Genomic DNA, 25806 nt, shown 5'->3' on the forward strand with positions numbered 1-25806 from the left:
ATAGGCTTTTTTTTTGTTATACTAAAAGTAGTATAGAAAAAGGGAGCGAATAATTTGGAAGAGAAAAAGCTAAAAAGAATTCTTGAATATGTATGGATCGCCGTTGTGCTCCTTGTAGGATATTATTTATTAAAAGATAAAAGTATATGGATTCTATTTTTAATGACATTTTTATTAGCGGGATTAGGAACGCTATTTATTAACTTTTTCTTTGATAGTGTAAACGCGTGGAGAAAGAAAAAGAAAGAGACGAAGTAAGGGAGAATAAAGTGAAACTTTAATCAGTGGGAGTCTTACTGCCCGGCAAATAGCGGGATAAGTATACAAAAGTTGATCGGTATATTTTTCGTTTTACAATCGTTAATGAAAATAGCTCGCCTTTATTATAGGCGAGCTATTTTTTTATACTTCTTTTTTCTCATCATTTGTTTTTTTAGTAGCTAAATGACTATGTTTTCTAGAGTAGAAGAAGTATACGCATAAACCGACTATAAGCCAAAATGAAAAGCTGATCCATGTCGTTTTGGACAAATTAGTCATTAAATATAAACAACAAAGAATAGCGACAACCGGTAGTACAGGTACGAGTGGTGTGCGGAAGCCTCGTTTTAAATCAGGATGAGTTTTCCGTAAAATAAGTACAGCGAAGCAAACGAATGTGAAGGCTGTTAACGTACCGATGTTTACTAAATTCGCTAGTAAATGTAGGTCTAAAAGTCCTGCTAATAAAGCTGCAAATACTCCAGTAATCCATGTGTTTAATAAAGGGATTTTTACTTTTTTATTTACGCGTGATAAAGCTTTTGGGAGTAAGCCGTCTCGGCTCATTGCATAAGAAACACGAACTTGTCCATACATAACGACTAAAAGAACGGTTGTCATTCCTGTCATCGCACCAACTGCAAGTAGCCCCGCAATAGTATCTTCACCAACAAAATGTAGTGCAAATGCAACTGGATCAGAAACGTCTAATTGCGTATAAGGAACCATGCCTGTTAAAACGAAAGATACGATCATGTATAAAACTGTACAAATAAGAAGGGAACCGATAATGCCAATTGGTAAATCACGCTGCGGTTTTTTCGTTTCCTCTGCCGCGGTTGCGATTGCATCAAAACCTAAAAAGGCGAAGAAGACAGTGGCAGCTCCGGTAATAATACCGTCGTACCCGAATGGAATGAACGGTGTCCAATTTTCAGGCTTTACATATTTTGCACCTGCTACGATAAAGGCGATAATAACTGCTAATTTGATAAGGACCATAACATTATTAATGCGTGCGCTTTCGCGTATACCAAAACTTAAAAGCCCAGTAATGAGAAGTAAAATACAAACAGCTGGTAAATCAATGAGACCACCTTTTCCTGTACCAGGGGCCGAGGAAATAATGGTGGGAAGGTGTATATTGAACCCTTGAAGCAATGATTGTAAGTATCCAGACCAGCCAACAGCTACCGCTGCAACAGCGAGTAAATATTCGAGCATTAAACACCAACCAACGATAAAGGCGACGACTTCCCCGACTGTCATGTATGCGTAAGTATACACACTTCCTGAGACAGGAATAGAAGAAGCAAATTCGGCATAACAAAAGGCTACACAAGCACAAGTAAATGCAGCAATAAGGAATGATAGCATAATACCAGGGCCAGAATGTTTTGCCGCTACGATACCTGTTAATACAAAAATCCCTGTCCCAATTACGGCGCCGATTCCTAAAAACGTTAAATCAAGTGCCGTTAATGTTCGATCTAGCTGTCGTGGTGATTCAGTACTAAGCGCTTTTTTTCGTAATAATGACTTCACTTTGAACTCTCCTCCTTTAGTTTTCATTTCCATAACTGCGAATATAGTACGAGCCCATTGGAAAAGAGTATGTAAGTGAATGAAAATACAGTTATGGTATGTAGTTTTTTAAAATTTCTGGGTTAATCTTATTATAATTCAGAATATTTTGTCAAATAAAATTTTAACAAATAAAAAGTCGGTTGTAAGGAGAAACTATGTGCAGAAATAGATGCAGGTTAACAATCAGTAGAGATGAAGAATAATCCACTGATTAAAGTTTTACTTTATTATAGTAGGAGAAGATGTTATGTTATTTTATTTTGAACTTGTCGTCATTTTACTTTGTACGAAATTAGCTGGTGATATTAGCGTTAGACTTGGCCAGCCTTCTGTACTCGGTAAATTAATCGTTGGTATTATTATCGGTCCGGCTTTGCTAGGTATTATTAATAGTTCAGAACTTATTGATGAGCTTAGCGAAATTGGTGTTTTGCTACTTATGTTTATGGCGGGACTTGAAACAGATTTAGAAGAGTTAAATCGGAATTTAAAATCTGCATTCGCAGTAGCGATGGGAGGAATTATTTTCCCATTCCTTGGTGGGTATTTAGCAGGGCTTGCTTTTGGAATGTTACAGTCGCATGCGATCTTTTTAGGGTTATTACTTTGTGCCACATCGGTTAGTATTTCTGTTCAAACGCTAAGAGATTTAGGGAAAATGAATACGAGAGAAAGTACGACGATTTTAGGTGCAGCTGTATTTGATGATGTAATTGTCGTTATTTTATTAGCGTTTGTCATGAGTTTTTTAGGCACACAAGATGTAAATGTAACGCTAGTCATTGCAAAGAAAATTATCTTTTTTGTAAGTATTGTTTTCATCGCTTGGAAAGTTGTTCCGTGGATTATGAAAATGCTCGTACCACTTCGCGTAACAGAAGCGTTAATTAGTGCTGCACTTATTATTTGTTTCTCTTTTTCGTATTACAGTGAAATGATGGGAATCGCAGGTATTATTGGGGCATTTGCAGCAGGAATTGCGATTTCGCAAACAGAGTATAAGCATGAAGTGGAACATAAAATTGAACCGATTGCTTACGCGATATTCGTACCGGTTTTCTTCGTAAGTATTGGAATGGAAATTACATTTCAAGGTATCGGAAGCCAACTTTGGTTCATTATCATTATGACGCTCATCGCAATTTTTACAAAGTTAATCGGATCAGGTTTAGGAGCAAGATTAACAGGGTTTAACTTACAATCTTCTATTAGTATTGGTGCGGGAATGGTGTCGCGCGGGGAAGTAGCGCTTATCATTGCAGCAAATGGACTTGCGGCGAATTTGTTAGCGAAAGAAAATTTCACAGCGATTGTTATTGTTGTTATATTGACGACAATTATTACGCCGCCGCTTTTGAAGAAGTATTTTGTATAGAGAGGAAGGGCTTATCTGATGTAGGTAAGCTCTTTTTTTATTGCAAAATGCAGTGGTCATGTAGCATGAATGGATTGTAATTATGATAAAATCTATGTATGTGATATGACAAGGAGAGGGAAGTGTGAAGATTACAAAGGGGAAAGTTATAGGTGTAATCATACTTATTGCACTATGTATACCATTTACTGCATGGAAAGAGTCGAAAGTAAAAAAATTTCCAGTTTCTATTTTTTCTTCCTATGTAGAAGACGAAAACCCGAAAGACTATAAGTACACTGCTTTTGTACCTGACTTTGCAATTTGGATACATGGATGGGAAAAACAGCGATCTGAAGGTGAAATAACGTCATATAAAAAAGGGGATCGAACTGTAATTGTTCACCATCCACCTGGCAATGATGGTTTTTATCTATATGATACAAATGATATTAGAGAATATACGCAACCGTAAGAAGTGGAGGTTAAATAGTGAAAGCTTCAACATTACTATTTAAAATTGAAAGTAATATGGATCAATTTTCACCAGCCGAAAAGAAGGTTGCCATGTACATAATGGAGAATGCAGAAATTGTTCCGAATTTAACGACGAAAGAAGTGTCAACGAATGCAGGTGCAAGTGAGGCGAGTGTTGTTCGCTTTTGTAAATCGATTGGAATCGGAAGCTTTAAAGCATTTAAGATAGCGCTCGTTCGTGAATTAACGATTGCTGATTATAATATTAATGATTTTTCAGTGATGAATACGGAAGATGGACCGTACGATTTGTTTAATAAAGTTACATATGTGAATAAAGCTGCAATTGAGGCGAGCGTTACTGCGATAGATAAAAAGGAACTTGAGAGAGCTGCAGATCGTATTGTAAATGCGGATAAAATTATATTTTACGGAGTAGGCGGATCGGCTACTCCGGCGATGGACGGGGCTTATAAATTTACAAGGCTTGGATTTACTGCAATGATGCTATCTGATTTTCATATGATGTTGCCACTCGTCACGAATTTAAAAGAGGGAGATATATTTGTGGCGATTTCAACTTCTGGGCGGACGAAAGATGTGCTCGAAATGGCGCAATATGCGAAGAAGCGAGGGGCTACAGTTATTGCGATTACGAAGCTAGACCAATCATCTCCGTTATATAAAGCGGCAGACATTCGCCTTTGTATGCCAGATGTAGAGCAAGACCATCGCATTGCGAGTATTGCTTCGAGAATGACGCAACTGAATATGATTGATGCTTTATACGTGATTACTTTCAATCGAATTGGTAATAAAGTATTAGATCAATTTATGGAGACGAGAGAAGAAGCATTACGGTTACGGAAATTGAAGTAGAAGAAAAGATGGGGAGACTCATCTTTTTTATTATCTTTGACACAAATATGTCATGTTGTGAAATTTTATTTCATAAAATAAGAAAGAGTTATTGATTTTTAGTTTCTTAAAGTTATAATAAAAGTGTGAAATATAATTTCGAAGAGGGTGGCAATATGTTAGAGAATTTATCGACAGAACACCGTAATGAGAAAACGATGAATCTAGATGAGATGAGTATAAAAGAAGTGTTACAAAGTATGAATGAAGAAGATCGAACTGTTGCGTTAGCAGTTGAAAATGAAATAGAAGAAATTGAAAAGGTTGTACAAATTGTTACTAAGTCTTTTGAAGAAGAAGGCCGTTTAATTTATATTGGGGCTGGTACGAGTGGCCGTTTAGGCATTTTAGACGCAGTAGAATGTCCCCCGACATTTGGAACAGATGATAAAATGGTTCAAGGATTTATAGCAGGTGGATTGAAAGCGTTTACTAAGGCGGTGGAAGGTGCCGAAGATCGTGAAGAGTTAGCAAAAGAAGATTTAAAAAGTATTGGATTAAACGAGAAAGATACGGTTATTGGAATTGCAGCAAGTGGTAGAACACCCTATGTAATTGGCGGATTGAAATATGCAAGTAGCGTGGGAGCAAGCACAGCTAGTATTTCCTGTAATAAAAATGCTGAAATAAGTAAATATGCAAAACTAAATGTGGAAGTGGAAACAGGCGCAGAAATATTAACAGGCTCAACACGGTTGAAGGCTGGCACAGCGCAAAAGTTAGTACTCAATATGATTTCTACAGCGTCTATGATTGGTGTAGGGAAAGTATATAAAAACTTAATGGTAGATGTTCAATCTACAAATGAAAAATTGGTAGAACGCTCAAAACGAATTATTGTTGAAGCGACAGGCGCTAGTTATGAAGTAGCTACAGAGTGTTATGAGAAAGCAGATCGAAATGTGAAAGCTGCAATCGTTATGATATTACTACAGTGTGAATATGGGGAAGCACTAGAAAAATTAAAAGGTGCGAAAGGATTTGTGAAGAAAGCACTTTAAACTTTGGGGAGGGGGATTCTATTATGAAGAAAGAAGAGAGAATGGCCAAAGAGATTTCAGAGCAACTTGGGGGAGTAAAAAATATTCGTGGCATTGCTCATTGTATGACGAGACTGCGATTAACGCTTCATGATGAAAGTAAAGTGAATATGGACCTTTTGAAAAAGGTTGAAGGGGTTATGGGCGTTATTGAAGATGAGACGCTTCAAGTTGTTGTTGGACCAGGGACAGTAAATAAAGTAGCAGCTGAGATGGAAGGTTTAACGGGACTGCGAATTGGTGAGGTGGCAGATCACCACCTTGAAGATCTTGGGCAAGAGATGAAGTCAGAGATTAAGAAGAAAAATAATACACCAGTGAAAAACTTTTTAAGAAAAATAGGAAGTATTTTCATTCCGCTAATTCCGGGGCTTGTTGCGTCAGGAATTATAAATGGGGTTGCTAACTTTGCGAAAAACGCAGGTGCTGATCCGAATGCAACGTGGCTACAAATGCTACTACTTATTGGCGGCGGTATCTTTACATTCTTAGGAATTTTAGTCGGTTGGAATACAGCGAAAGAATTTGGCGGGACACCAGTTCTTGGGGCAATTGCAGGTATTTTAATTTTTAACCCAGCGATGGCGAATGTAAAATTATTTGGTGAAGCGCTCGTACCCGGACGGGGCGGATTATTTGCAGTTATTTTTGCAGCATGGCTTATGGTTGTAGTTGAGAGACGAGTGCGAAAAGCGGTGCCAAATGCAGTTGATATTATCGTAACACCACTCATTACTGTATTAGCTGTAAGTATAGTAACGATGTTAGCGATTCAGCCAGTAGCAGGCTTCTTATCTGATGGTATTACAAGCGGTATTAATGCAATTTTAAATGTTGGCGGAGCATTTGCTGGAGCTGTGCTTGCCGGAACATTTTTACCTCTCGTAATGGTCGGATTACATCACGGTTTAACACCGATTCATATGGAATTTATTAATCAAACGCACGTAACGCCTTTATTACCAGTACTCGCAATGGCTGGCGCTGGGCAAGTAGGAGCAGCAATTGCGATTTATGTGAAAACAAAAAATAAACGCCTTCGTAATGTGATTAAAGGTGGATTACCAGTAGGATTTTTAGGGATTGGCGAACCGCTATTATACGGGGTTACATTGCCACTTGGGAAACCGTTTATTACTGCTTGTTTAGGAGCGGCTGTCGGTGGTGCATTCCAAGCTGTTATGAAAACGGCTTCACTCGGAATAGGTGTATCAGGATTATCATTAATTCCGTTAATTGCTGATAATAAATATTTATTATATTTCCTTGGATTAGTAGTTGCATATACGTTCGGATTCATCTTTACGTACTTCTTCGGCTTTAAAGAAGAAATGGCAGAAAACATATAGAGAAAGGGATTCCTTTCTCTTTTTTTATATTAATAGAAGGAGAGATTCATATGATAGGAGTTTCAATTTATCTTTCAAAAGAGCGAGTAGAGAAACAAGAAGCATGGTTAAAACTAGCGAAAGAAAACGGATTTTCATCTGTTTTTACATCTCTTCACATTCCAGAAGATGATCCGAATACGTATAAGGAGTTAATTCAAATACTTGGGAAACAAGCTCTCGAAAATGAAATGGAATTAATGGTTGATGTCTCTCCAAAATCGTTAAACCATTTAGGGATGACGTATGAAAATGTGGAAGAGTTATTAGACTTTGGCATTACTGGTTTACGAATGGATTACGGTATTACGCCAAAAGAAATCGCACGTGTATCTCATAAGATGAAGGTAGCGTTAAACGCGAGTACGATTACAGAATCATTTTGGAAAGAGTTACTTGCGGAAAATATACGAGTAGATCGAGTAGAAGCGTGGCATAATTTTTATCCGCGTCCAGAAACAGGACTAGCCAAATCATTCTTGCAAAAACAAAATAAATATTTACATGAGTGCGGAATAAAAACGATGGCGTTTATTCCGGGAGATGGTGAAAAACGCGGTCCGTTATATGAGGGTTTACCAACTTTAGAAAAGCACCGCTATATGCGCCCGCTTGAAGCATATTTAGAGCTTGTGCAAGATTGTGCTGTTGATAAAGTTTTAATTGGAGACATAAGTGGGAGCCTAGAAAGTGTACAAGAAATCTCGAGTGCGAGTGGTGGGATTATTCCGCTGCGGTATGAGTCATTTATAAATGCAAGTGAAGTATTAAAAGTGGTAGAGCAAGTGCATACGAACCGGCTTGATCCGGCTCGTGATGTAATTCGTTCTGTAGAATCGCGCGAAGAAAATAAAGTTGCATTACAACCGATGAATACAATTTCAAGAAAACGAGGCAGTATTACAATTGATAATGAATTGTACGGTAGATATGCTGGTGAAATGCAAATAGTTATAAATGATTTACCTGAAGATAGGAAAGTGAATGTTGTTGGAATGGTGATGGAAGAAGATGTGTCTTTATTGTCTTATATAGGTGCTGGGAAAAATTTTCAACCTTTTTCTAAGTAATAGAGCGAAAGCTTGAATTAGCACTATTTTATAAAAAACATTATCTGCAAAAAGGATAATGTTTTTTGGTTTCTTTAAAAAAGCATTTGACGAATGAAAAGAAATACCGTATTGTTTTGTATTGTGAATAAATGTTCACCATAACAAAACAAAAAGGGAGAGTTCAGAATGAATCAATATATTGGTAATTTAATTATTCGTATCGTATTAGGAGTTACTTTTTTTGCACACGGTTTAGCAAAGTTTCAATCAGGTATAGATAACGTAGCAGGGTGGTTTACAAGCATCGGCTTACCAGGTGGTCTTGCATATGGCGTAGCAACAGTTGAATTAGTTGGTGGTATATTATTAATTATCGGTTTAGGCGTGAGGTATGTAGGATTGTTATTCGCTCTTATTTTAGCTGGAGCTATCGTGAAGGTAAATGGAGCAGCAGGCTTATTAGGAGATGGAAAGAATCCGGGATATGAATTAGATCTTGCATTATTATCAATGGGTGCGTATTTATTCGTTGTAAAAGCAGAAGGATATGTAGATCGCTTCTTAAAAGAGAAAGTAATGAAAACGAAGTAAATTTTATTTTTTTAGTGTTGACTTGACGACTTGGTGTAACTATAATGATTACATCAAGTCGATTAGTAATAAAATGATTCGTATATTTTTTTATTCTAGTTGTAACTAACTTAGTTACAACTAGAATAAAGCTTAAAGAATAAAGGAATATAAAAGAGTAAATAAAAAGTGGAGGAAATAACATGTCAAAATTACATTTAGAGGTTTTTACAGGATCTGAGCAAGCATTTCAAGTTACATCCACAATTGTATACGGAGAAAAAGATGCAATTCTTATCGATGCACAATTTTTATTAAGTGATGCGCACCGTTTAGCAGCTCAAATTATTGAAACAGGAAAGAATTTAACTCATATTTATGTGACTCATTTCCATCCAGATCACTATTTTGGATTAAATGTATTACATGAAGCATTTCCAGAAGCGAAGATTGTTGCATTACGGAATACTATTGAAGATATTCGTAACACATTTGAGAAGAAAGTGGAACAGTGGAAACCATCTATTGGGCATAATGTTCCTCATCAACCAATTGTTCCAAAGGAATTAACAGAAGAGAAATTGATTTTAGAGGGAAATGATTTAATCATTAAAGGTGGTTTGCAAGGTGATACACCGAATAATAGTTATGTATGGATTCCATCATTAAAAGCCGTTGTTACAGGCGATATCGTTTATAACAATACTTTCGTATGGACGTTAGAAACAGATGCTGAAGCTCGTCATAAATGGTTAGAAACATTAAGTGAACTTGAAAATCTTCATCCTGAAATTGTTGTAGCGGGTCATCGTGATTATGACGTACCAAATACAGCAGACGCGATTAAACATACTCGTAAATATTTAGTTGCATTTGATGAAGTTCTTGCAGGAAATCCTTCAAGTGAAGAAATTCAAACGGCAATAAAGGAACGATTCCCGCGCGTTAAAGCGTTAGAAATTGGACTTATTTTAGCGGCAAACGCGTTTGGGGCGAAAAAATAATGAAGCAAAAAACAAATTTAGAAATTATTCAAAGCACGTATGAAGGATCAACTTCTTCGAATGCAAAACATTTAGCAGAAGCATTTTCTGAAAAAGTGGAATGGACAGAGGCAGAAGGTTTTCCGTACGGCGGAACGTATATAGGTACAGAAGCTATAATGGAAAATGTATTTAGTCATTTAGGATCAGAATGGGATGATTATAAAGCGAGTGTAAAGACGTACCATGAAGTAAACGGAAAAGATGTGATTATTGCTGAAGGTGTTTATTCAGGAGTTTATAAAGAGACGGGAAAATCATTTGAGGCGGAATTTGTTCATGTGTGGCAGCTTGAAAATGGAAAAATCGTGAAATTTAAGCAATATGTGGACAGTTACATTGTACGAGAAGCGATGAAGGCTTAAAATGAAATAAGGAAACAAATGGAATCGACTATGTGCAGGCGATTCCATTTGTTTATGTAATTATTAGGGGGAATGGGGAGTACATAATATGAAAAAATGGATAATAGGGGCAATTACAATGATTGTAATTGCGATAGGAGCTGTATTCGGTGTTACTAAACTTCTTAATTATATAGAGGAAGAGGAGAAGAGTCTTAAAACACAAAAAGTGATGAGCCAACAGGACAAGAAAGTTGCGGAAGAGAAGCCACAATTTAGTGAAGATGAAATTATTTCTACAATGCATAGGATGGTACATCAAAAAGTGAAATCATCTGATAAATGGGGATTTATCGAAATGACAAATAAGGAAATTCGTAGTGCGAAGAACGCAGTAGAAAGCAGTACTAATTTTAAATATAAAGCAAAGCTACTTTCTACTTTAGAGCGTTGGGAGAAAGGGGATTTTTCACAGACGGTTGAGGAGCATAACTTTTTGTGGGAAATTCAAGGTGGTGATACCGGAAAGGCAACAGAACGTTTATCGCCAGAAGAAGAAAAACAGTATGTGAAAGAAATGAAAGGTAAATAAAAACATCGCCACTCTGGTGGCGATGCTTTTTCATTAAGAATGCTTTCGTACTAAAGCTCTAGTCGTCTGAGGAGAAACAGTTTTAAAATGAGAGAATAAATAGCACCCTGTAACGACGATAATTGTCCCGAAAATTTGAATCCATGTTAGTTCTTCTCCAAGGAAAATAAATGCTAAAATAGCTGTGAAAATTGGATTGAAATTTAGAAAAATCCCCGATGTAGTAGCGCCTAATTTCTGTACACCAATATTCCAAAACACCATACAAAGTACTGTTGAAATGAGTCCTGTATATAAAAGTGATGTTATGAAGGAAGAGTTGATATTGGAAACAGTGAAGCTACCTATGTTAAATGGAAGCAATAAAATGACACCAAAAATGCCAGAATATAATGTAGCCATTAGCGGTGTAACTGTTTTTGTCGCCCATTTACTACAAACAGAATAAATGCCCCAAATACAAACTGCTGCAATCATCCATAAATCCCCGCTATTAAAATGTAGTGAAAATAAAAGAGCAAAATTTCCTTTTAAAAGGACGAGCATAACCCCGAAAAATGAAAGAATCATAGAAAGAATTTGAAGTGTATTTACTTTTTCTTTTAGAAATAGCACAGAAAATAATGCAATTGAAATAGCGTTCAATGTAGAAATAAGACCTACATTCGTTGCGGATGTTTTTTCTAGTGCTAAAAATTGAAAAATGTTGAAAAGAGCGACGCCTGTAATTCCCATAATTACTAACGGGATTATAGCAGCACGCGGTGGAATAATTTTCTTCTCTTTAAACCATACGAGTGGTAATAAACAAACAATCGCAATCATCCATCTTAAACTTGTCAGTGTCATCGGAGACGCATGATCGACAAGTGATTTCCCAACGACAAAATTTCCTCCCCATAATAAGCTTGTTAATAATAGTAAAAAGACGTAAAAATAAGGCATACTAAAAACCCCTTTGTTGAAATAAGAATGAACTGTAAATAATTTTAGCATTTTTCTTTATTATCTAATATATTCTTTTGTATAATGGTAAAAACTCGATAAAATGTTTCGTTAGAAATCTATTTTGCAGAAAAACATTCAGTTTTATATAAGTTATGAGATGTTTCTTCGAATAATCATCGGTAAGAAAAAAGGGGGAATTTTGATGGAGTCATCTGTTATTAAAGTGCTTGATGATTTGGATGTGAAAATTTTAGATATATTGCAGAAAGAATCACAAGTAAGTAATGCAGAACTAGCACGCCGTGTTAATTTATCTCCAGCTGCGATGCATGCACGAATAAAAAGGTTAGATGGGGAAGGTTTTATTGATAAGCAAGTAGCAATTTTAAATCAAGAAAAGCTTGGATTTGATTTATTATGTTTCATTTTTATGAGTACGAATATTCATCAGTATGAAAAGCTGGAAGTGTTAGAACGAGAATTAGAATCTATGCCTGAAGTGTTAGAATGTCACTGTTTAACAGGAGAGTATGATTATTTATTAAAAGTTGCGAATCGTGATCGTAAAGAACTGGAGCAGTTTATTAGAAAGTTGAACAAGCTTGGTATTACACGGATACAGACGAGTTTAGCACTTCGTGAAATTAAATATTCGACGGTATTGCCGATACGAAATGAGGAATCGAGCATCGATTAAGTTGCTTGGTTTTTTGTTTGTGTAAAGTGAAACTTTAATCAGTGGGGGTTTTGTTCATCCACCACTGATTATTAGCCTTCACCAATCGGGCGTTTAGGGGCAGCCCGACTCCCACCTACCTTCTTTGCTTCAGCCGAATTTTGAGGTGGGAGTCTTACTGCCCGTTAATGCGGGATAAAATTCAGAAAAGTGATTGACGGAGAGAAAAGAGAGATGTATTATTATATGAAATTATGAATTAAAATTCATTCGTTGTTATAAATATTAATGCTGGGGGCAAGGGGATATAATATGAAAATCTTTAATGCGGTTACAAGTGATGTGAAAGAAATTTATAATCTCATTGAAATGTATGCAAAAGAAGGAGTTGTTTTGCCGCGTTCTCTTTTGTCTCTCTATCAATATTTACAATGTTTATATGTTATGAAAGAAGGGGAGGAAGTCGTTGGAGTTGCTGGTTTGCATGTGTTAGGAGAGGATCTCGCAGAAGTACGATCGTTAGTAGTTTCGCATATATATGCAGGAAAAGGGATAGGGCGTAAGTTAGTGAATCATGTAATGAATGAGGCGGCAAAGATAAAAGTGAACAGGGTAATTTCTTTAACATATGAAACAGAATTTTTTCAAAAGTGCGGGTTTGATTTTGTGAATAGACAAGCATTGCCAGAAAAAGTGTGGATTGATTGTAGACATTGTCCAAAAGTTGATTATTGTGATGAGGTGGCGATGATACGGTATGTGGGGTGAAATTTTTAGAGAGAAAAAAGGCCCACTATTATTTAAGAAATAGTGGGTATCTATATTTTAATCAGAAATGAGATGTTGTTAAGAATTTGAATTCGTTTGTCGCACTGCAAAATTAAAAATGGGATTTTTAAGCTCATAGTTATAAGTAGAACCATCGACAAGCCCTACAACTTTATCGCTATCATAAAGGTCGAGCATAAATTGTGCCATTTGTTTTGCAGTGTGGAATTTTGGTACAACATTATCGTATTGGAATTCATCAATATCAAATGAACGTTTTGCGAATTCTGTTTCAGTTGCAGCAGGAGCTAAAACTTTTGCTTGTAGTTTTGCACCTTGTTCTTTCAGTTCGTGAGATAGTCCTTCTGTAAATGCACTTACATAAAATTTCGTAGCGCAATACGTAACAGCATCAGCAACAATCGTGTATCCACCGCCTGATGAAACGTTAATAAGCTGTGTTCCTGCGGTCATTGAATAATCTCGAACGAAAAGGGAAGATAGTATTGTTAGTGCTTCTATATTTACATGCAACATCGTTTCTATCTTGTTTAAATTTTGTTCAGCAATTGAGGCAAAATTACCAAAACCTGCGTTGTTAATCCACGTTTCAATTTGAAAACTTTGTAGACTTTCATAAAATTTATAAACTTCTTCAGTGACTGATAAATCAGTTCTTCGAATGACAACATCCAATTCCGGATGCATTTCGTTAATTTTCAATTTTAATTCTTCTAATTCTGCTTGTCTTCGAGCTACAAGTATTAAGTTTTTTCCGCGAGATGCAAAGGCTAAAGCGGATTCATAGCCAATTCCTGAACTAGCACCAGTAATAACAGTATATTTCATATAAAAGCCTCCTAAATTCAAATTAATTTATCATGGTTAGATTGTATTTGTTAGAGTATACTCTAAGTCAAATGTTTTTTATAATTTGGATAAGGCAGTAAAATATATGAGAGTAAATGGCGTGCGGAGGGAGAATGGTTATGTACACAATTAGCGAGGTAGCTAAATTATTAGGAGTGAGCACACATACATTACGTTATTATGAAAAGGAGAACATATTAATTGCAAATCGCGATGCAAATGGGAATAGATTGTATGAAGAGTCACATATAAAGTGGTTGCAGTTTGTAATGAAATTAAAACAAACACAAATGCCGATAGCGAAAATAAGAGAATATGCTAGATTATATTTAGAAGGGGAGCATACAACCGAAGCTCGTTTACAGCTCTTAGAAGATCATAGGAGATCTATTCAGATTCAAAGAGAAAATTTAGAAGTTACAGAGAAGATGCTCGAAAATAAAATTATTGCATACAAAGACTCGTTGAAAAGTAAATAGCGTACAAAATATTTCGTTCTTTGTTGCATGTTGAAAAGGGAGTACAGGTTTTTGTTTTGGAATTTATCTATGAGTATTTTATTATAATGTGCCGATAAATTAAAAAAAGAGCAGTTAGCTAAAAGCAACTGCTCGATTCAAAGGGATCTCCAAGGGGGGAATGGAGAAAATATTATGTTACTACCATTATTAACAGATTATTAAGAAATATTCATGTGGATTTAAGAAATTTAAAATATTTTTTGGTTAATAGAATCCGGGTGTTGACACTTTATCAATTGGTCATGTAAAATATTTATGAATGACATTCAGTCATTTTTTCTATGAAAGGGTGTAGATAAGCAACTTTTATATGTAGTTAGCTTAATAACGGAACAAATATAAGGATAAATGAGGATGATATTGGTTTTTTAAAGAGTAGTTAGAGTGAGATTATATTTTTTAAACTAAAAATGACTGACGGTCAGTCAGTAAATAATAGAAGGTGAGAGATATGAAAAATAAAGCTTGGTTATATGTCGTATTAACATGTATTTTTGAAGTTTTTTGGGTGTTTGGTTTTAATACAGCCCATACTTGGTGGCATTGGGTCATTATTGTAGGAGTTATCGCTGTTGATTTTTACTTCCTATCGAAAGCGTGCGAACATCTTGCAACAGGGACTGTATACGCTGTGTTTGCCGGAGCTGGTACGGTAGGTACTTTCCTAATGGATGTATTCCTTTTCGGCGGCAGTTTCAGTGTAGGAAAACTATTCTTTATCGTGATGGTTGTAGCGGGCGTTATCGGTTTAAAACTGGCTGATAATAAAGAAGAAACCGCGGAAGAAATTGTGAAAGGAGCTGCTTAAAAATGGGTTGGTTTTTCGTATTTTGTGCTGCAATTAGTGAAATAGTCGGTGTGATAGGCCTTAAAATGTATAGTAAAGATAAGACGTTAGCAAATGGAGCGATTTATATAGGTGGATTTGCAACTTCCTTCGCATTCTTATACACATCTTTCTTGTTCTTACAAGTAAGTGTAGCTTATGCGGTTTGGATTGGCATTGGAACAGCAGGAGCTGTTTTATTAAATATGTTTCTGTTTGGTGAATCAAAAAGTAAGGCACGTTTGATTAGTGTAGCTCTTATCGTATGTGGAGTTACGGGATTAAAGGCTCTTTCATAAGAAAAGGATATTAAAGTTAAATCTCCTAACGATTTGTTGGGAGATTTTTATTATGAAAAGTGCACGATGATTGACAGTACAGCTAATTATTTTATAAAATGAGTGACAGTCATTCAATACGCGTGTGAAAGGGTTTAGATGATGAATAAAAAAGAAAAAATTGTCTATGCAGCTATTGAAGTGTTTCAGGAAAAGGGCGTTGAAAAAACGAAGATTTCTGATATCGTGAAATTGGCTGGCATTGCACAAGGAACTTTCTATTTATATTTTCCTTCTAAGTTATCTGTTATGCCTGCAATAGCAGAAGTGATGGTTGAGAAGATGATACTTGCAGTGAAAGAAAAAGTACAGAACGATTCACCTTTTTCAAGTAAAGTTGAGCAAGTAATAGATGCAGTATTTACCTTTATAGCTGAATATCGTGAAATACAAGCATTAATGTATGCGGGCCTTGCATCAACTGAACATATAAAAGAATGGGAAGCTGTATATGAGCCTCTTTATATATGGCTAAGTGACTTTTTAAGTGAGGCAAAAGAATCAGGTGAAATTCGTGATTCGGTTCACGCAGAGCGAACAGCGAAGTTATTTATCGCTCTTGTTGAATCAGCAGCGGAACAAGTTTATTTATATGATCATAAAGATGATGAGCAAGTCGAGCTACAAAAGGCAGAAGTACTAGATTTTTTAACACATGCACTACATATAAAGTGAAACTTTAAACAGTGGGAGGGTTCATCCCCACTGTTTATTAGCCTTCACCAATCGGGCATTTAAGGGCAGTTATCTCCCACCTAACTTCCTCGCATTCGCTGAATTTTGAGGTGGGAGTCTTACTGCCCGTTAATGCGGGATAAAGAAGTAGTAAGATGAACCTGTCTGAAAAGGTAGGTTCATTTCTGCGGGAAACTGAATGATAGTCATTCACCCTGTGTTTATGTATGTGTGGAAGGATAGAGTGAAATTCTAATGAGTGGGGACATCTTTACTCAGTATGAGCCCACAAATAGCAGGATAAAGAAAAAGCTTCTTGGGCATTATTTTTGAGAGGAACTACGGGAAGAGGTGTTAAAAATTGAAGAAACCGATAAAAGAACAAAAGATGGTATTGATCATTCTTTTGAGTAATATATTTATCGCTTTTTTAGGGATTGGATTAATCATTCCGGTTATGCCGTCCTTTATGAATGATATGAATTTAACAGGAAAGACGATGGGTTATCTCGTTGCAGTGTTTGCGATGGCGCAGCTTATTACTTCACCTATTACGGGTCGTTGGGTCGACATTTACGGTAGGAAGAAAATGATAATCATTGGATTATTTATTTTTGGTGTTTCAGAGCTTCTTTTTGGATTAGGTACAGATGTGTGGATGCTTTATGCAGCGAGGGTGTTAGGCGGAATTAGTGCCGCGTTTATTATGCCGGGTGTTACGGCATATGTTGCTGATATTACTTCTATTCAAGAACGTCCAAAGGCGATGGGCTATCTTTCAGCAGCTATCAGCACCGGATTTATTATAGGGCCTGGAATCGGCGGGTTTATTGCAGAATACGGTATACGTGTGCCGTTCTTTGTGGCAGCAGTGATTGCCTTTGTTGCATGCGTGATTTCTATATTTATTTTGAAAGAGCCGTTAACGAAAGAAGAACTTGCAGAGATTTCTGCTAATACGAAAGAATCCAGCTTTATCGGAGATTTAAAGAAATCATTAAATCCAATGTATGCAATCGCATTTATTATTGTATTTGTACTCGCATTTGGATTATCAGCATATGAAACTGTGTTTAGCCTGTTCTCTGATCATAAGTTTGGTTTCACACCGAAAGATATTGCTGCAATTATTACGATTAGCTCCATCTTTGGGGTAGTTGTGCAAGTATTTATGTTTGGCAAATTGGTTGACATGTTCGGTGAGAAAGTATTAATTCAAATATGTTTAATTGTAGGTGCAGTATTAGCATTCGTCTCAACTGTAGTCTTTAATTATTGGATTGTACTTCTCGTTACTTGCTTTATTTTCCTAGCATTTGATTTGCTTCGTCCAGCTTTAACGACGTTTTTATCAAAAGCAGCTGGAAAAGAGCAAGGATTCGTTGCTGGTATGAACTCAACGTATACGAGTTTAGGAAATATCGCAGGACCAGCGATGGGCGGAATATTATTTGATATAAACATTAATTATCCATATGCATTTTCAGGTGTTGTTTTAATCGTTGGTCTCGGCATTACATTTATGTGGAGAGAGAAACAACTAGCTCAAAGTTTTGCGAAGTAATGTAGTGAATAACGAAAAGCCTCTTACTATTTTTATGGTAAGGGGCTTTTCGTTTATAAACTTAATCCAAACCGCTTTAATTCAATAAATATCCCCTCTAATTGCTTTCCTTTATCCGTTAACGTGTACTCTACGCGAGGCGGAACTTCTGGGTATACTTTTCTCGTTATAATCCCTTGCGTTTCCAATTCTTTTAGGCGAAGCGATAAAGTTTTCGGACTAATCCCATCCATTGATTTTTGTAAATCGCTAAATCTTAATGTTCCTTCGATAAGAAGATCGCGAATGATTAAAAACGTCCATTTTGTACTAATTACGTCAAGCGTTTTAGCGATAGGACAAGGTATACCAGGTAAACCTTTCGTTAATACAACTGGATCTATATTGCTCATGGAAATAGCCTCCATAAAAAATTTTTGAATGAATTTTCCTTATCGTATCACAAAACTATACTTTTGGTAACTATATGAAAAAAATATCACTACTTCCATAAAGGAAGTTAGTGCATATACAATAGCAATACGAAATACAAAGGGTTTGTATGAGGAGGAGGTGATTTCCATGGGTATGAAAAAGTTGTTTATGTTTCTTAGTTTTTTTGTCATTTGTATTGTGCTTGTAGCATGTAGTGGTGAGCAAAAAGCTGAAATCCAATTATTGAAGGAAATGCCGAAGCCAAAAACAATGACAATCGATCCTTCACTAGGCAAAAAAGAAGCGACAGAAATGGTTCATGCAGCCCAGCGCTTTTATGCATTTTGGGATACAGGTAGAGAGGAACTTATTCCGCAGACGGTTACTGAAAATTTTTTCGATAACACACTGCCGAAAGGTCGACCACAAGGCACTGAAGGATTAAAGCTTGCAGCACAAAATTTTCGCAAAGTCGTTCCTGATATACATTGCGAGATTGAAGATTTATTAGTCGTTGGTGATAAAGTAACAGCTCGTCTTTCTTTTACAGGAACTCATAATGATAAGAAAATCAATTTTTTTGCAATTGATATTTTGCATGTGAAGGATGGCAAGATAACGGAAGATTGGCATTTAGAAGATAATCTTACGCTGAAACAACAACTTGGGTTAATAGCTGAAGAGTAAAATAAGGGAGAGAAAAGTGATGAAAAATATATTTATTATAAATGGACATGAAAAATACGGTACGAAAGAAGGACGATTAAATAGAACGTTAGTTGATTATATGATAACTGTATTAAGTGAGAATCATTATGTGAAAACAACGACGATTCAAGATGGATACAGTATTAAGGAAGAGCAAGAAAAGTTTTTATGGGCTGATGTTGTAATTTATCAAACACCTATTTACTGGTTTAGTGTACCGGGATTATTTAAAACATATATGGATGAAGTGTATGAATACGGTTTGTTCTTTAAAGGTGCAGATGAATATGGAACAGGTGGTTTATTAAAAGAGAAGCAGTATATGTTTTCTACAACTTGGAATGCACCTGAAAAAGCATTCGGAGATAAGACGAAGTTCTTTGAAGGAGAAAGTTTAGAATCAGCACTTAGTCATTTACATCGTGTGCAGAAGTTTCTTGGTATGAGTCCGTTAAAGAGTTTTGCTTGTTATGATGTGGTGAAAAATCCTACTGTTGAGAATTATCTAGAGGACTTGAAGAACCATTTAGAAGAAGTCATTCAATAATTACAGTCATCCCCGTATTTAATGCGGGGATGGCTGTATCCATAACTTCGCAAAATTCGCCCAACCGAATGAATCAATTGTTACGTTTTTTAAAGAAGAAGGGTATGTTTTTCTTTTTAAAACGTGATAGTTAAATAAAATGATGTTTTCAGCTTGTAAAAACTCTTCAATCTCATACATGAGCCTATACCGTTTTTCTTTATTGTCTTCTAATAAAAAGGTATCAAGTAAACAATTAATTTGTTTTGCATAGTGTGGGTCCATGAATCGATTTACGAAGCAACTTTTATTTTTAAATACATTTAAAAATGCAATTTCATGATCGGTAGCAAATACTTCCCCCATGAAAATAATATCCGCATGTTTATCAATAGAACGATCCATATAATCTGAAACGAGAAATGGGTGAAGTTCTACGTGTACTCCTAATTGTTCGCAGCGTTCTTTTAGGAAATGTGCATCATTTGCACTATCTTTAAATGCGAAGAAATAAATATGTATCGTTTCGCCATTATAGGTGCTCTTTTTTAAATACTCTTTCGCTTTTTCTAAAGAGTAGGACCTGTTAGGAACTTGGCGGCTTCTTTCAGGAAAAAAGCTTGATGCAGCAATTGTTCGTCTGCCCTCTATGCTATGAAGTATCGTTTCAACGTCATATAGTTCTCTCCAAGCTTTTCGAAAGTGAATGTCGTGATGAGGACCAGGTTTTGTAAAGTTGAAGCTAGCATAAATACAACCTATTTCTTCTATTTGTATATCATGCCTTTCATTTTCCTCTTCATTTGGTAGTTCATAATCAGCATCTATTTGCAAATGATCAGGAATACTCCAAAATTCAATACGGTCTAATAACGCACGCTCTTTAAAGTAATGGGTGAACGCTTCGAGTACGATATTGTCTTCAGAGTAATGAGTAAGTTTAAAAGGTCCAGTACCTATGTAGTGATGATTTTGAATAACTGCATCATGCGGTAAAATTGCGAGTTGCATGGAACTCACATAACGTAAGAAAAAAACGTTAGGTTTTGCTAAATGGAATCGAATTTGCAGTGGTGATGGTGTTTCAATTTGAACAATTTCCTGTGTTAACCATGCGTAAGGAGATTGAGCTTGCTGCAATCTTTCAAATGAAAATTGTACATCTTTAGAAGTTAGAACAGTTTCGTTATGAAAATATATATCTTTTCGTAAATGAAACGTCCACGTAAGCCCGTCTTCGCTTAATTCCCACGTATGTGCAATGTGTGGTTCCATTTTTTCTGTAATATCGTTATAAATGACTAATGTATCAAAAATTTGGTTAATAAGATGACCCTCTGTTGTTACAGCCGTAAAAGCGGGATCTAATGGTAATATCTTTCTTGATATAGGGATCTTCAATATGTCATACATATCATTTGAAGGTTCGTATCCAAAATGATGATGTAGTTTATTTTCTATCTTTTTTTGAATTGCAAGAGGAAGGGGCTCTTTTAAAAGAAGAAAGACATCTTTTAATTTTTCTTGGGTCAACAGTTCATCTGTATAGGATTCAATCGCTTCTGCTAAAGTATGTGCAAATATAATTTCTGTTTTATTTCCGCGACCACGCCCTGGTGTCCACTTAATGAATTGCTCCTCGTTCATTTTCTTTAATAAAATCTTTACGTTTTTCGTACTGCAATATAAAACATCCGCTAATTCTTGTAAGCTATTTCGTATATGTTGTTGGTCTTGTGCATGTAATCTTAAACGAATGTAATAGTCCATAATTTTCATATATACACTTCCTTCTATAATAAAGTGAAACTTTAATCAGTGGGGGTCTTACTGCCCGTTAATGCGGGATAAAAGGGGGAACTCTTTAGAATATTCTAACCTTTTTCTTCCTCTTTTTCAAAGTAAAATGAATAAGCATAAGGAGGGGGAAACAATGGGATTTTGGAGTATGCACCGAAATATAAAAATTAGAATTATAACTTCGTTTTTAACACGCACTGTATCCACAATGATTTTTCCATTTATGGCGATTTATTTTTCAATAAAATTAGGTAGTGCGATTGCTGGTGCTTTATTACTCATCAATGTGCTAGCTGCATTAATTATCGGTTTATATGGTGGGTATGTTGGAGATCGGCTCGGTCGTAAAAAAGTAATGATTATCGGCCAAAGTATACAAGTCGTTTCCATAGCTTGTATGGGAGTTGCGAACTCAGATTATGTAGATTCACCGTGGCTAACATTTGTGTTTATGTTAGTGAATAGTTTAGGATCTGGACTTATGAATCCAGCGACGGAAGCGATGTTAATAGATGTGAGTACACCTGAAAATCGAAAAGTGATGTACAGCATTAACTACTGGGCTATTAACTTATCAATTGCGATTGGAGCAATATTTGGTGGGTTATTATTTGAAAATTATAGATTACAATTGTTTATCGTATTAACGGCTGTTGCGGTCATTACTTTATATGTGATGGCTGTATATATGGAAGAAGTGTATGTGGCACGAAAAACGGTGGAGAAGAAAAATGTATTAAAAGATATGGCAGATAGTTATAAAGTCGTGATGAAAGATAGAGCGTTTTTAATTTTTTGTGCAGCAAGTATATGTACACTATCGTTAGAGTTTCAAATTAATAATTATTTAGGGATACGTTTACAGAAGGAATTTGAAACGGTGCACTTTTTCTTTGGGAATGGTTTTAGATTCGATTTAACAGGTATTCGAATGCTCAGCTGGATTTCAGCAGAGAATACAATTTTAGTTGTGTTATGTTCGGCGCTTCTTATTAAAATGCTGAAAAGCTTTAACGATTTAAAAATTTTATATGTAGGCTTATTCATTTATACAATTGGATTTACAATACTCGGAACGAGCAATAGTTTATGGATCTTATTAATCGCAGGGCTTTTCCAAACTGTAGGAGAGATGATGTATGTGCCGGTTCGTCAATCTATTATGGCAGATATGGTGCCGAATGAGGCAAGAGGCTCTTATATGGCGATTAACGGAATGGTCTTTCAAGTGGCAAAAATGAATGGGGCATTAGGTGTTATGCTAGGCTCGTTTATTGCATCTTGGGGCATGAGCACTCTATATTTCATCGTTGGTATGAGCAGTATTTTATTATTTATGAAGGCGATAGGGAAAGAGAAGTATCAGAATGAAGGAAATGTTTCTCAGATTGGATGAAACTATATAAAAGCGAACCAGTTATACTGGGACTCGCTTTTTATATAATTTTTAAAACGGATCAACTTCAGCTAAATCAGGATTGGCGTTAGGGTTTGTTAATAAGGTTTTCAGCTCACCTACTTCTGAGAGAGCGACGAGGATATAACCACTAATAAGGACGATGAGTCCGATGACTCGTAATGTTTGCAATTTAATGTCACGGCTATTTTCTTCTGAGTTGTTTTGGGGCGTTGCAGGCGGATTGTTGTTCATAATAGAGCTCCTATCTTTTTTATTTATATGTGCGAAATCATTATTAACGTATGGATAGGAATTGTATAGTCATTTTCACTATATGAGAAATGCCTATGAAAAGTGATTATAAATTTTAGGACGAGAAAAGAGGCTGTTATGTGCAGCCTCTTTTCTCGTTAAAATGAAGAAATTCGTTTCTTCGTTTTTGGTACAATAATAAACTTTATCCAAAGTACGCCGATTAGCATAATAATCAAAGCATGTAGTAATTGTCCTGTAGCAATGAGTATAACACTTGAAAATACAATGAGTTGAATGCTTAGCAATATAAAGATTAAGCGGAGAAATTGATTCATTCGTTTTTCAGTATCAATTGGATATAATGCTACAATAATATTTCCTGAAAAATATTTCCACAGAGAACGAAGCTGCATAGAAATCATATATAGGATGATATAAGCGATAGCACCTTTTACGTATATATTCGGAACAAAATATAGGATGAAAGCACCGATTACCCCCAAGCGAATATATATACCGAAATAATCATTACCACGTAAAAATGCAAGTGTATGTAAATAGAAGAAAGTAGCTCGTTTTTTATGTAGTAAAGGTTCGATCCAATTTGTAAGCCATTTTCTGCCGTTTACTTGTTTTTTTAGCTGCGGAACATCAGTGAAGATGCTAGCGAATTGATAGAAACGTATGTCCATTTTTTCTTCTTGCTCAATTATGTATTCCCACGGTATTCGCTTTGTGGGCTGTTTTTTTGTATATAGGAGTAGGAAGGCAAGAAGTAATAGTAAGCCGCCTAGCACAATGATATTTGCAACATAAAACAGCATGTAAATGATCAGGGCGTTACAAGCAATGCGAATGATAAACCATATGCTTTTTTCATAACTATCACGCCACATCCAATGTATGTATATGTTCCAGCCCTTTAGAATCATTAAAATTATAAAGATTGTACATAAGAAAGGTACGGTTAGTTGTAATGATTGCATGGCAAGCGGTACGATAACAAGGAACGTAAATATAAGCGGGAAAAGCTGAATGATGTAATTATATAGAAGAGATTTTTTAAAATAAGATGTTAATTTCTCTTCTAATGCAAGTAAATAGACAGCGTCCGGTTTTTGAATAAATGTGCGAACTTGGCATCTCGTTATAATGAGTGTAAGTACGATCGTGATGAGTAATAAAGATATTCCTTTAGAAGGATCCGTTTTAAGAAACTTAGCGTAATAATATGCACCTACACATGAGACGAAGATGAAGCTATATAGTAAACCGTTAATCATACGTGCAAAGTATGTGATGGCATTTTGAATATGTTGTTGAAAGCGAGAGCTCCATAGTGATTCGATTGACATGTTTTTCACCTCTTTTTTCTATTATATATGTTTTATAAAGTAAAAAACGAGCAAATTGCGTTACGCAACTTGCTCGTTTTTCTTTTCTTTATTTTTTTTCTGATCACGATTCATTAATGGATAGAAGGCAAAGCCAATCCCGAATAAACCAATTCCGAGAAGAAATGTTTTTATATCGGATGCGCCGGTTTTAATAACCCATAGTGCATAGCAAAGTGCGATAACTGCAACTACACCATCCATAATTCTTGAACCCATTTCATTTTTATATGTTTCACCAGTTGCGACTAGTTTTAACTGGAATATTGGTGAAACGAGATATGGAATGAGGTAGGCCAGTGTTGATACGGTAATAACGAATGTATAAGCTTCCGCAATTGTTCCTGATAATGTTGAGAATAAGAACACTTGCGACATAATGTTTGTTAATCGTAGTGAATGAATTGGACTTCCTTTTTTATTCGTTTTTGCGAAGAAGGAAGGGAAGAAACCTTCTTTTGCTGCTTGATAAGGTACTTCTGAGCTTAATAAAATCCAGCCTAATATTGAACCGAATAGGGAAGTAAGAGCAAGTAATGCCATAAGTTTCCCGCCACCATGACCCATTGCAGCGTTTAATGCATCTGCTAATGGACGTTCAGAAGCTTGTAATTTATCAACGTGAAGTACACCCATTGTTAAAATTGTAATTCCTAAGTAAATTGCAACTGTGATAAGTAATCCTGCAACAGTTGCGCGTTTTACCGTTTTTGGAGAGGTAGCTCGGTTTGATAAAAGAACGGCTGATTCAATCCCGATAAATGCCCAAAGTGTTGTAAGAGCCGCTAAATTTACTTGTGAAAGGAGGCCGTGTGATACGCCTTCTTTATCGATCATTGGTGTGTACCATTGTCCAAACTTTGAAGCTTCGAACGCAAATAACGTAACGACGATGAATAGAAGGAATCCAGTCACTTTCGTCGTTGTTGCTAAGAAGTTTAGCTTCCCAGCTCCGCTTACACCGTTTGTTAAAATTAAATGTGTTCCCCAAAGTAAGATGGAACAAATAGTAAATGTAATTAGTTTTCCAACTTCTATATTGAAAGAGCCAATTGAAAATAGTAGTCGTGTATCTTTCATAATTGGGAAGAAGAGCGATAAATATCCCGCGAAAGATGTAATAATGGCAACGTTACTTGCCCAGTTTGCAACCCAATATCCCCATACCATGCTGAAACCAGCCATTTTCTTTCTTTTTGGTGTTGAGAATAAAGCATATGCATGACTTTGTGGTCCTGTCGTTAAATCAGGACGACGAATTGCTAAATTACCGAAAACAAGAGCTAGCATTAAAACACCAAACCCTGTTGTTAACCAAGCTAAAGTGACACCGAGTGGGCTTGCTGTTTGTGCTAACGTACTTGGCACCATGAAAATACCAGCGCCAACCATGTTACCGACAACGAAAGCTGTTAGTACCCAAAAGCCCCATTTTTTTTGTTGCATAGAAAATACCTCCAAAGTTAGTATAACCAAGTCAAGCGAGGAGATATGTATG

At 35.9% G+C, this 25806-nt stretch carries 29 protein-coding genes; 21 read left to right on the forward strand and 8 right to left on the reverse strand.

Features of this window, described 5'->3' with window-relative positions; translation table 11 throughout:
* The first annotated feature begins 54 nt into the window (after window positions 1–54).
* Window positions 55–258 carry a hypothetical protein gene (locus tag AC1DS7_RS04790; protein ID WP_000391506.1) on the forward strand — a complete coding sequence of 68 codons (204 nt, stop codon included), beginning with the start codon at window positions 55–57 and terminating at the stop codon, window positions 256–258.
* Between the two features lie 144 nt (window positions 259–402).
* Here AC1DS7_RS04790 and AC1DS7_RS04795 read toward each other — a convergent pair whose 3' ends face one another.
* Window positions 403–1806: an amino acid permease gene (locus AC1DS7_RS04795; RefSeq protein ID WP_002188416.1), complete on the reverse strand. Its 1404-nt coding sequence runs from the start codon at window positions 1804–1806 to the stop codon at window positions 403–405.
* A 289-nt stretch (window positions 1807–2095) separates the two neighbouring features.
* On the opposite strand from AC1DS7_RS04795, the gene AC1DS7_RS04800 reads away from it, so the two are divergent.
* The 10 genes from AC1DS7_RS04800 (at window position 2096) to AC1DS7_RS04845 (ending at window position 10626) form a co-directional block, all read left to right on the forward strand.
* Window positions 2096–3223, forward strand: coding sequence for a cation:proton antiporter (locus tag AC1DS7_RS04800; RefSeq protein WP_016094715.1), 1128 nt, complete (start codon window positions 2096–2098; stop codon window positions 3221–3223).
* Window positions 3224–3347: 124 nt separating this feature from the next.
* Entirely contained in the window at window positions 3348–3677 is a 330-nt protein-coding gene (locus tag AC1DS7_RS04805) for a hypothetical protein (protein ID WP_016101746.1), read from the forward strand.
* A 17-nt stretch (window positions 3678–3694) separates the two neighbouring features.
* The gene (locus AC1DS7_RS04810; protein WP_088038554.1) at window positions 3695–4558 is read left to right on the forward strand and encodes a MurR/RpiR family transcriptional regulator; all 864 of its coding nucleotides are present in this window, start codon (window positions 3695–3697) and stop codon (window positions 4556–4558) included.
* A 155-nt stretch (window positions 4559–4713) separates the two neighbouring features.
* Window positions 4714–5598 (forward strand): N-acetylmuramic acid 6-phosphate etherase, encoded by an 885-nt coding sequence (gene murQ / locus AC1DS7_RS04815; RefSeq protein ID WP_002140489.1) that lies wholly within the window; start codon window positions 4714–4716, stop codon window positions 5596–5598.
* A gap of 23 nt (window positions 5599–5621) precedes the next feature.
* Window positions 5622–6986: a PTS transporter subunit EIIC gene (locus AC1DS7_RS04820; RefSeq protein ID WP_002029962.1), complete on the forward strand. Its 1365-nt coding sequence runs from the start codon at window positions 5622–5624 to the stop codon at window positions 6984–6986.
* Window positions 6987–7036: 50 nt separating this feature from the next.
* The gene (locus tag AC1DS7_RS04825; protein WP_215588741.1) at window positions 7037–8095 is read left to right on the forward strand and encodes a DUF871 domain-containing protein; all 1059 of its coding nucleotides are present in this window, start codon (window positions 7037–7039) and stop codon (window positions 8093–8095) included.
* A gap of 168 nt (window positions 8096–8263) precedes the next feature.
* Window positions 8264–8668 (forward strand): DoxX family protein, encoded by a 405-nt coding sequence (locus AC1DS7_RS04830; protein WP_001077751.1) that lies wholly within the window; start codon window positions 8264–8266, stop codon window positions 8666–8668.
* Window positions 8669–8850: 182 nt separating this feature from the next.
* Window positions 8851–9651, forward strand: a complete 801-nt coding sequence (locus tag AC1DS7_RS04835) for an MBL fold metallo-hydrolase (RefSeq protein ID WP_012260371.1) — start codon at window positions 8851–8853, stop codon at window positions 9649–9651.
* Entirely contained in the window at window positions 9651–10055 is a 405-nt protein-coding gene (locus AC1DS7_RS04840) for a nuclear transport factor 2 family protein (protein WP_012260372.1), read from the forward strand. Before AC1DS7_RS04835 ends, AC1DS7_RS04840 begins: the two co-directional genes overlap by 1 nt.
* Before the next feature lie 88 nt (window positions 10056–10143).
* Window positions 10144–10626, forward strand: coding sequence for a PRK06770 family protein (locus AC1DS7_RS04845; RefSeq protein WP_012260373.1), 483 nt, complete (start codon window positions 10144–10146; stop codon window positions 10624–10626).
* A gap of 33 nt (window positions 10627–10659) precedes the next feature.
* Here AC1DS7_RS04845 and AC1DS7_RS04850 read toward each other — a convergent pair whose 3' ends face one another.
* Entirely contained in the window at window positions 10660–11571 is a 912-nt protein-coding gene (locus AC1DS7_RS04850) for a DMT family transporter (RefSeq protein WP_012260374.1), read from the reverse strand.
* Between the two features lie 205 nt (window positions 11572–11776).
* Between AC1DS7_RS04850 and AC1DS7_RS04855 the strand changes: the two genes are divergently transcribed.
* Complete coding sequence (locus AC1DS7_RS04855; RefSeq protein WP_012260375.1) at window positions 11777–12271, forward strand: Lrp/AsnC family transcriptional regulator; 495 nt, start codon at window positions 11777–11779, stop codon at window positions 12269–12271.
* A gap of 291 nt (window positions 12272–12562) precedes the next feature.
* On the forward strand, window positions 12563–13018 hold the full coding sequence (locus tag AC1DS7_RS04860) for an N-acetyltransferase (RefSeq protein ID WP_476998804.1): 456 nt from the start codon (window positions 12563–12565) through the stop codon (window positions 13016–13018).
* 78 nt (window positions 13019–13096) lie between these two features.
* Here the strand turns inward: AC1DS7_RS04860 and AC1DS7_RS04865 are convergent, their stop codons facing one another.
* Complete coding sequence (locus tag AC1DS7_RS04865) at window positions 13097–13867, reverse strand: SDR family NAD(P)-dependent oxidoreductase (protein ID WP_012260377.1); 771 nt, start codon at window positions 13865–13867, stop codon at window positions 13097–13099.
* Between the two features lie 140 nt (window positions 13868–14007).
* Between AC1DS7_RS04865 and AC1DS7_RS04870 the strand changes: the two genes are divergently transcribed.
* The 5 genes from AC1DS7_RS04870 (at window position 14008) to AC1DS7_RS04890 (ending at window position 17812) form a co-directional block, all read left to right on the forward strand.
* Window positions 14008–14367, forward strand: coding sequence for a MerR family transcriptional regulator (locus AC1DS7_RS04870; protein WP_476998805.1), 360 nt, complete (start codon window positions 14008–14010; stop codon window positions 14365–14367).
* Window positions 14368–14860: 493 nt separating this feature from the next.
* Entirely contained in the window at window positions 14861–15217 is a 357-nt protein-coding gene (locus AC1DS7_RS04875) for a DMT family transporter (RefSeq protein WP_061674986.1), read from the forward strand.
* Window positions 15218–15219: 2 nt separating this feature from the next.
* Window positions 15220–15534 carry a DMT family transporter gene (locus AC1DS7_RS04880; RefSeq protein WP_000539672.1) on the forward strand — a complete coding sequence of 105 codons (315 nt, stop codon included), beginning with the start codon at window positions 15220–15222 and terminating at the stop codon, window positions 15532–15534.
* 138 nt (window positions 15535–15672) lie between these two features.
* On the forward strand, window positions 15673–16248 hold the full coding sequence (locus AC1DS7_RS04885; protein ID WP_002029987.1) for a TetR/AcrR family transcriptional regulator: 576 nt from the start codon (window positions 15673–15675) through the stop codon (window positions 16246–16248).
* A gap of 361 nt (window positions 16249–16609) precedes the next feature.
* Window positions 16610–17812, forward strand: coding sequence for an MFS transporter (locus AC1DS7_RS04890; protein WP_002125479.1), 1203 nt, complete (start codon window positions 16610–16612; stop codon window positions 17810–17812).
* 53 nt (window positions 17813–17865) lie between these two features.
* Here the strand turns inward: AC1DS7_RS04890 and AC1DS7_RS04895 are convergent, their stop codons facing one another.
* Complete coding sequence (locus AC1DS7_RS04895) at window positions 17866–18204, reverse strand: winged helix-turn-helix transcriptional regulator (RefSeq protein ID WP_002188429.1); 339 nt, start codon at window positions 18202–18204, stop codon at window positions 17866–17868.
* A 169-nt stretch (window positions 18205–18373) separates the two neighbouring features.
* On the opposite strand from AC1DS7_RS04895, the gene AC1DS7_RS04900 reads away from it, so the two are divergent.
* Both AC1DS7_RS04900 and AC1DS7_RS04905 read left to right on the forward strand, forming a co-directional pair.
* A complete protein-coding gene (locus tag AC1DS7_RS04900) occupies window positions 18374–18913 on the forward strand; it encodes an ester cyclase (RefSeq protein WP_476998806.1) in 540 nt (179 codons plus the stop codon).
* 19 nt (window positions 18914–18932) lie between these two features.
* Window positions 18933–19481 (forward strand): NAD(P)H-dependent oxidoreductase, encoded by a 549-nt coding sequence (locus AC1DS7_RS04905; protein ID WP_476998807.1) that lies wholly within the window; start codon window positions 18933–18935, stop codon window positions 19479–19481.
* Window positions 19482–19499: 18 nt separating this feature from the next.
* Here the strand turns inward: AC1DS7_RS04905 and AC1DS7_RS04910 are convergent, their stop codons facing one another.
* Window positions 19500–21239 (reverse strand): SgrR family transcriptional regulator, encoded by a 1740-nt coding sequence (locus tag AC1DS7_RS04910; RefSeq protein WP_215588746.1) that lies wholly within the window; start codon window positions 21237–21239, stop codon window positions 19500–19502.
* A gap of 154 nt (window positions 21240–21393) precedes the next feature.
* Between AC1DS7_RS04910 and AC1DS7_RS04915 the strand changes: the two genes are divergently transcribed.
* The gene (locus AC1DS7_RS04915; protein ID WP_215588747.1) at window positions 21394–22656 is read left to right on the forward strand and encodes an MDR family MFS transporter; all 1263 of its coding nucleotides are present in this window, start codon (window positions 21394–21396) and stop codon (window positions 22654–22656) included.
* 51 nt (window positions 22657–22707) lie between these two features.
* Here AC1DS7_RS04915 and AC1DS7_RS04920 read toward each other — a convergent pair whose 3' ends face one another.
* The 3 genes from AC1DS7_RS04920 to AC1DS7_RS04930 form a co-directional block, all read right to left on the reverse strand.
* Window positions 22708–22911, reverse strand: a complete 204-nt coding sequence (locus AC1DS7_RS04920; protein WP_002010828.1) for a hypothetical protein — start codon at window positions 22909–22911, stop codon at window positions 22708–22710.
* Window positions 22912–23069: 158 nt separating this feature from the next.
* Window positions 23070–24269 carry an ABC transporter permease gene (locus tag AC1DS7_RS04925; RefSeq protein WP_215588748.1) on the reverse strand — a complete coding sequence of 400 codons (1200 nt, stop codon included), beginning with the start codon at window positions 24267–24269 and terminating at the stop codon, window positions 23070–23072.
* Window positions 24270–24329: 60 nt separating this feature from the next.
* A complete protein-coding gene (locus AC1DS7_RS04930) occupies window positions 24330–25754 on the reverse strand; it encodes an amino acid permease (RefSeq protein ID WP_002010833.1) in 1425 nt (474 codons plus the stop codon).
* Window positions 25755–25806: the final 52 nt, after the last annotated feature.

This window comes from Bacillus sp. P4_E1 (assembly GCF_056401715.1).

Excerpts from the sequence above, each read along its gene's own strand:
- AC1DS7_RS04850 (WP_012260374.1), bottom strand. The coding sequence starts at position 11,571 with ATGCCTTATTTTTACGTCTTTTTACTATTATTAACAAGCTTATTATGG.
- AC1DS7_RS04830 (WP_001077751.1), top strand. The coding sequence starts at position 8,264 with ATGAATCAATATATTGGTAATTTAATTATTCGTATCGTATTAGGAGTT.
- AC1DS7_RS04925 (WP_215588748.1), bottom strand. The coding sequence starts at position 24,269 with ATGTCAATCGAATCACTATGGAGCTCTCGCTTTCAACAACATATTCAA.
- AC1DS7_RS04870 (WP_476998805.1), top strand. The coding sequence starts at position 14,008 with ATGTACACAATTAGCGAGGTAGCTAAATTATTAGGAGTGAGCACACAT.
- AC1DS7_RS04845 (WP_012260373.1), top strand. The coding sequence starts at position 10,144 with ATGAAAAAATGGATAATAGGGGCAATTACAATGATTGTAATTGCGATA.
- AC1DS7_RS04895 (WP_002188429.1), bottom strand. The coding sequence starts at position 18,204 with ATGAGCAATATAGATCCAGTTGTATTAACGAAAGGTTTACCTGGTATA.
- murQ (WP_002140489.1), top strand. The coding sequence starts at position 4,714 with ATGTTAGAGAATTTATCGACAGAACACCGTAATGAGAAAACGATGAAT.
- AC1DS7_RS04835 (WP_012260371.1), top strand. The coding sequence starts at position 8,851 with ATGTCAAAATTACATTTAGAGGTTTTTACAGGATCTGAGCAAGCATTT.
- AC1DS7_RS04880 (WP_000539672.1), top strand. The coding sequence starts at position 15,220 with ATGGGTTGGTTTTTCGTATTTTGTGCTGCAATTAGTGAAATAGTCGGT.
- AC1DS7_RS04910 (WP_215588746.1), bottom strand. The coding sequence starts at position 21,239 with ATGAAAATTATGGACTATTACATTCGTTTAAGATTACATGCACAAGAC.
- AC1DS7_RS04885 (WP_002029987.1), top strand. The coding sequence starts at position 15,673 with ATGATGAATAAAAAAGAAAAAATTGTCTATGCAGCTATTGAAGTGTTT.
- AC1DS7_RS04875 (WP_061674986.1), top strand. The coding sequence starts at position 14,861 with ATGAAAAATAAAGCTTGGTTATATGTCGTATTAACATGTATTTTTGAA.
- AC1DS7_RS04855 (WP_012260375.1), top strand. The coding sequence starts at position 11,777 with ATGGAGTCATCTGTTATTAAAGTGCTTGATGATTTGGATGTGAAAATT.
- AC1DS7_RS04930 (WP_002010833.1), bottom strand. The coding sequence starts at position 25,754 with ATGCAACAAAAAAAATGGGGCTTTTGGGTACTAACAGCTTTCGTTGTC.
- AC1DS7_RS04920 (WP_002010828.1), bottom strand. The coding sequence starts at position 22,911 with ATGAACAACAATCCGCCTGCAACGCCCCAAAACAACTCAGAAGAAAAT.
- AC1DS7_RS04860 (WP_476998804.1), top strand. The coding sequence starts at position 12,563 with ATGAAAATCTTTAATGCGGTTACAAGTGATGTGAAAGAAATTTATAAT.
- AC1DS7_RS04825 (WP_215588741.1), top strand. The coding sequence starts at position 7,037 with ATGATAGGAGTTTCAATTTATCTTTCAAAAGAGCGAGTAGAGAAACAA.
- AC1DS7_RS04905 (WP_476998807.1), top strand. The coding sequence starts at position 18,933 with ATGAAAAATATATTTATTATAAATGGACATGAAAAATACGGTACGAAA.
- AC1DS7_RS04800 (WP_016094715.1), top strand. The coding sequence starts at position 2,096 with ATGTTATTTTATTTTGAACTTGTCGTCATTTTACTTTGTACGAAATTA.
- AC1DS7_RS04915 (WP_215588747.1), top strand. The coding sequence starts at position 21,394 with ATGGGATTTTGGAGTATGCACCGAAATATAAAAATTAGAATTATAACT.
- AC1DS7_RS04820 (WP_002029962.1), top strand. The coding sequence starts at position 5,622 with ATGAAGAAAGAAGAGAGAATGGCCAAAGAGATTTCAGAGCAACTTGGG.
- AC1DS7_RS04840 (WP_012260372.1), top strand. The coding sequence starts at position 9,651 with ATGAAGCAAAAAACAAATTTAGAAATTATTCAAAGCACGTATGAAGGA.
- AC1DS7_RS04900 (WP_476998806.1), top strand. The coding sequence starts at position 18,374 with ATGGGTATGAAAAAGTTGTTTATGTTTCTTAGTTTTTTTGTCATTTGT.
- AC1DS7_RS04865 (WP_012260377.1), bottom strand. The coding sequence starts at position 13,867 with ATGAAATATACTGTTATTACTGGTGCTAGTTCAGGAATTGGCTATGAA.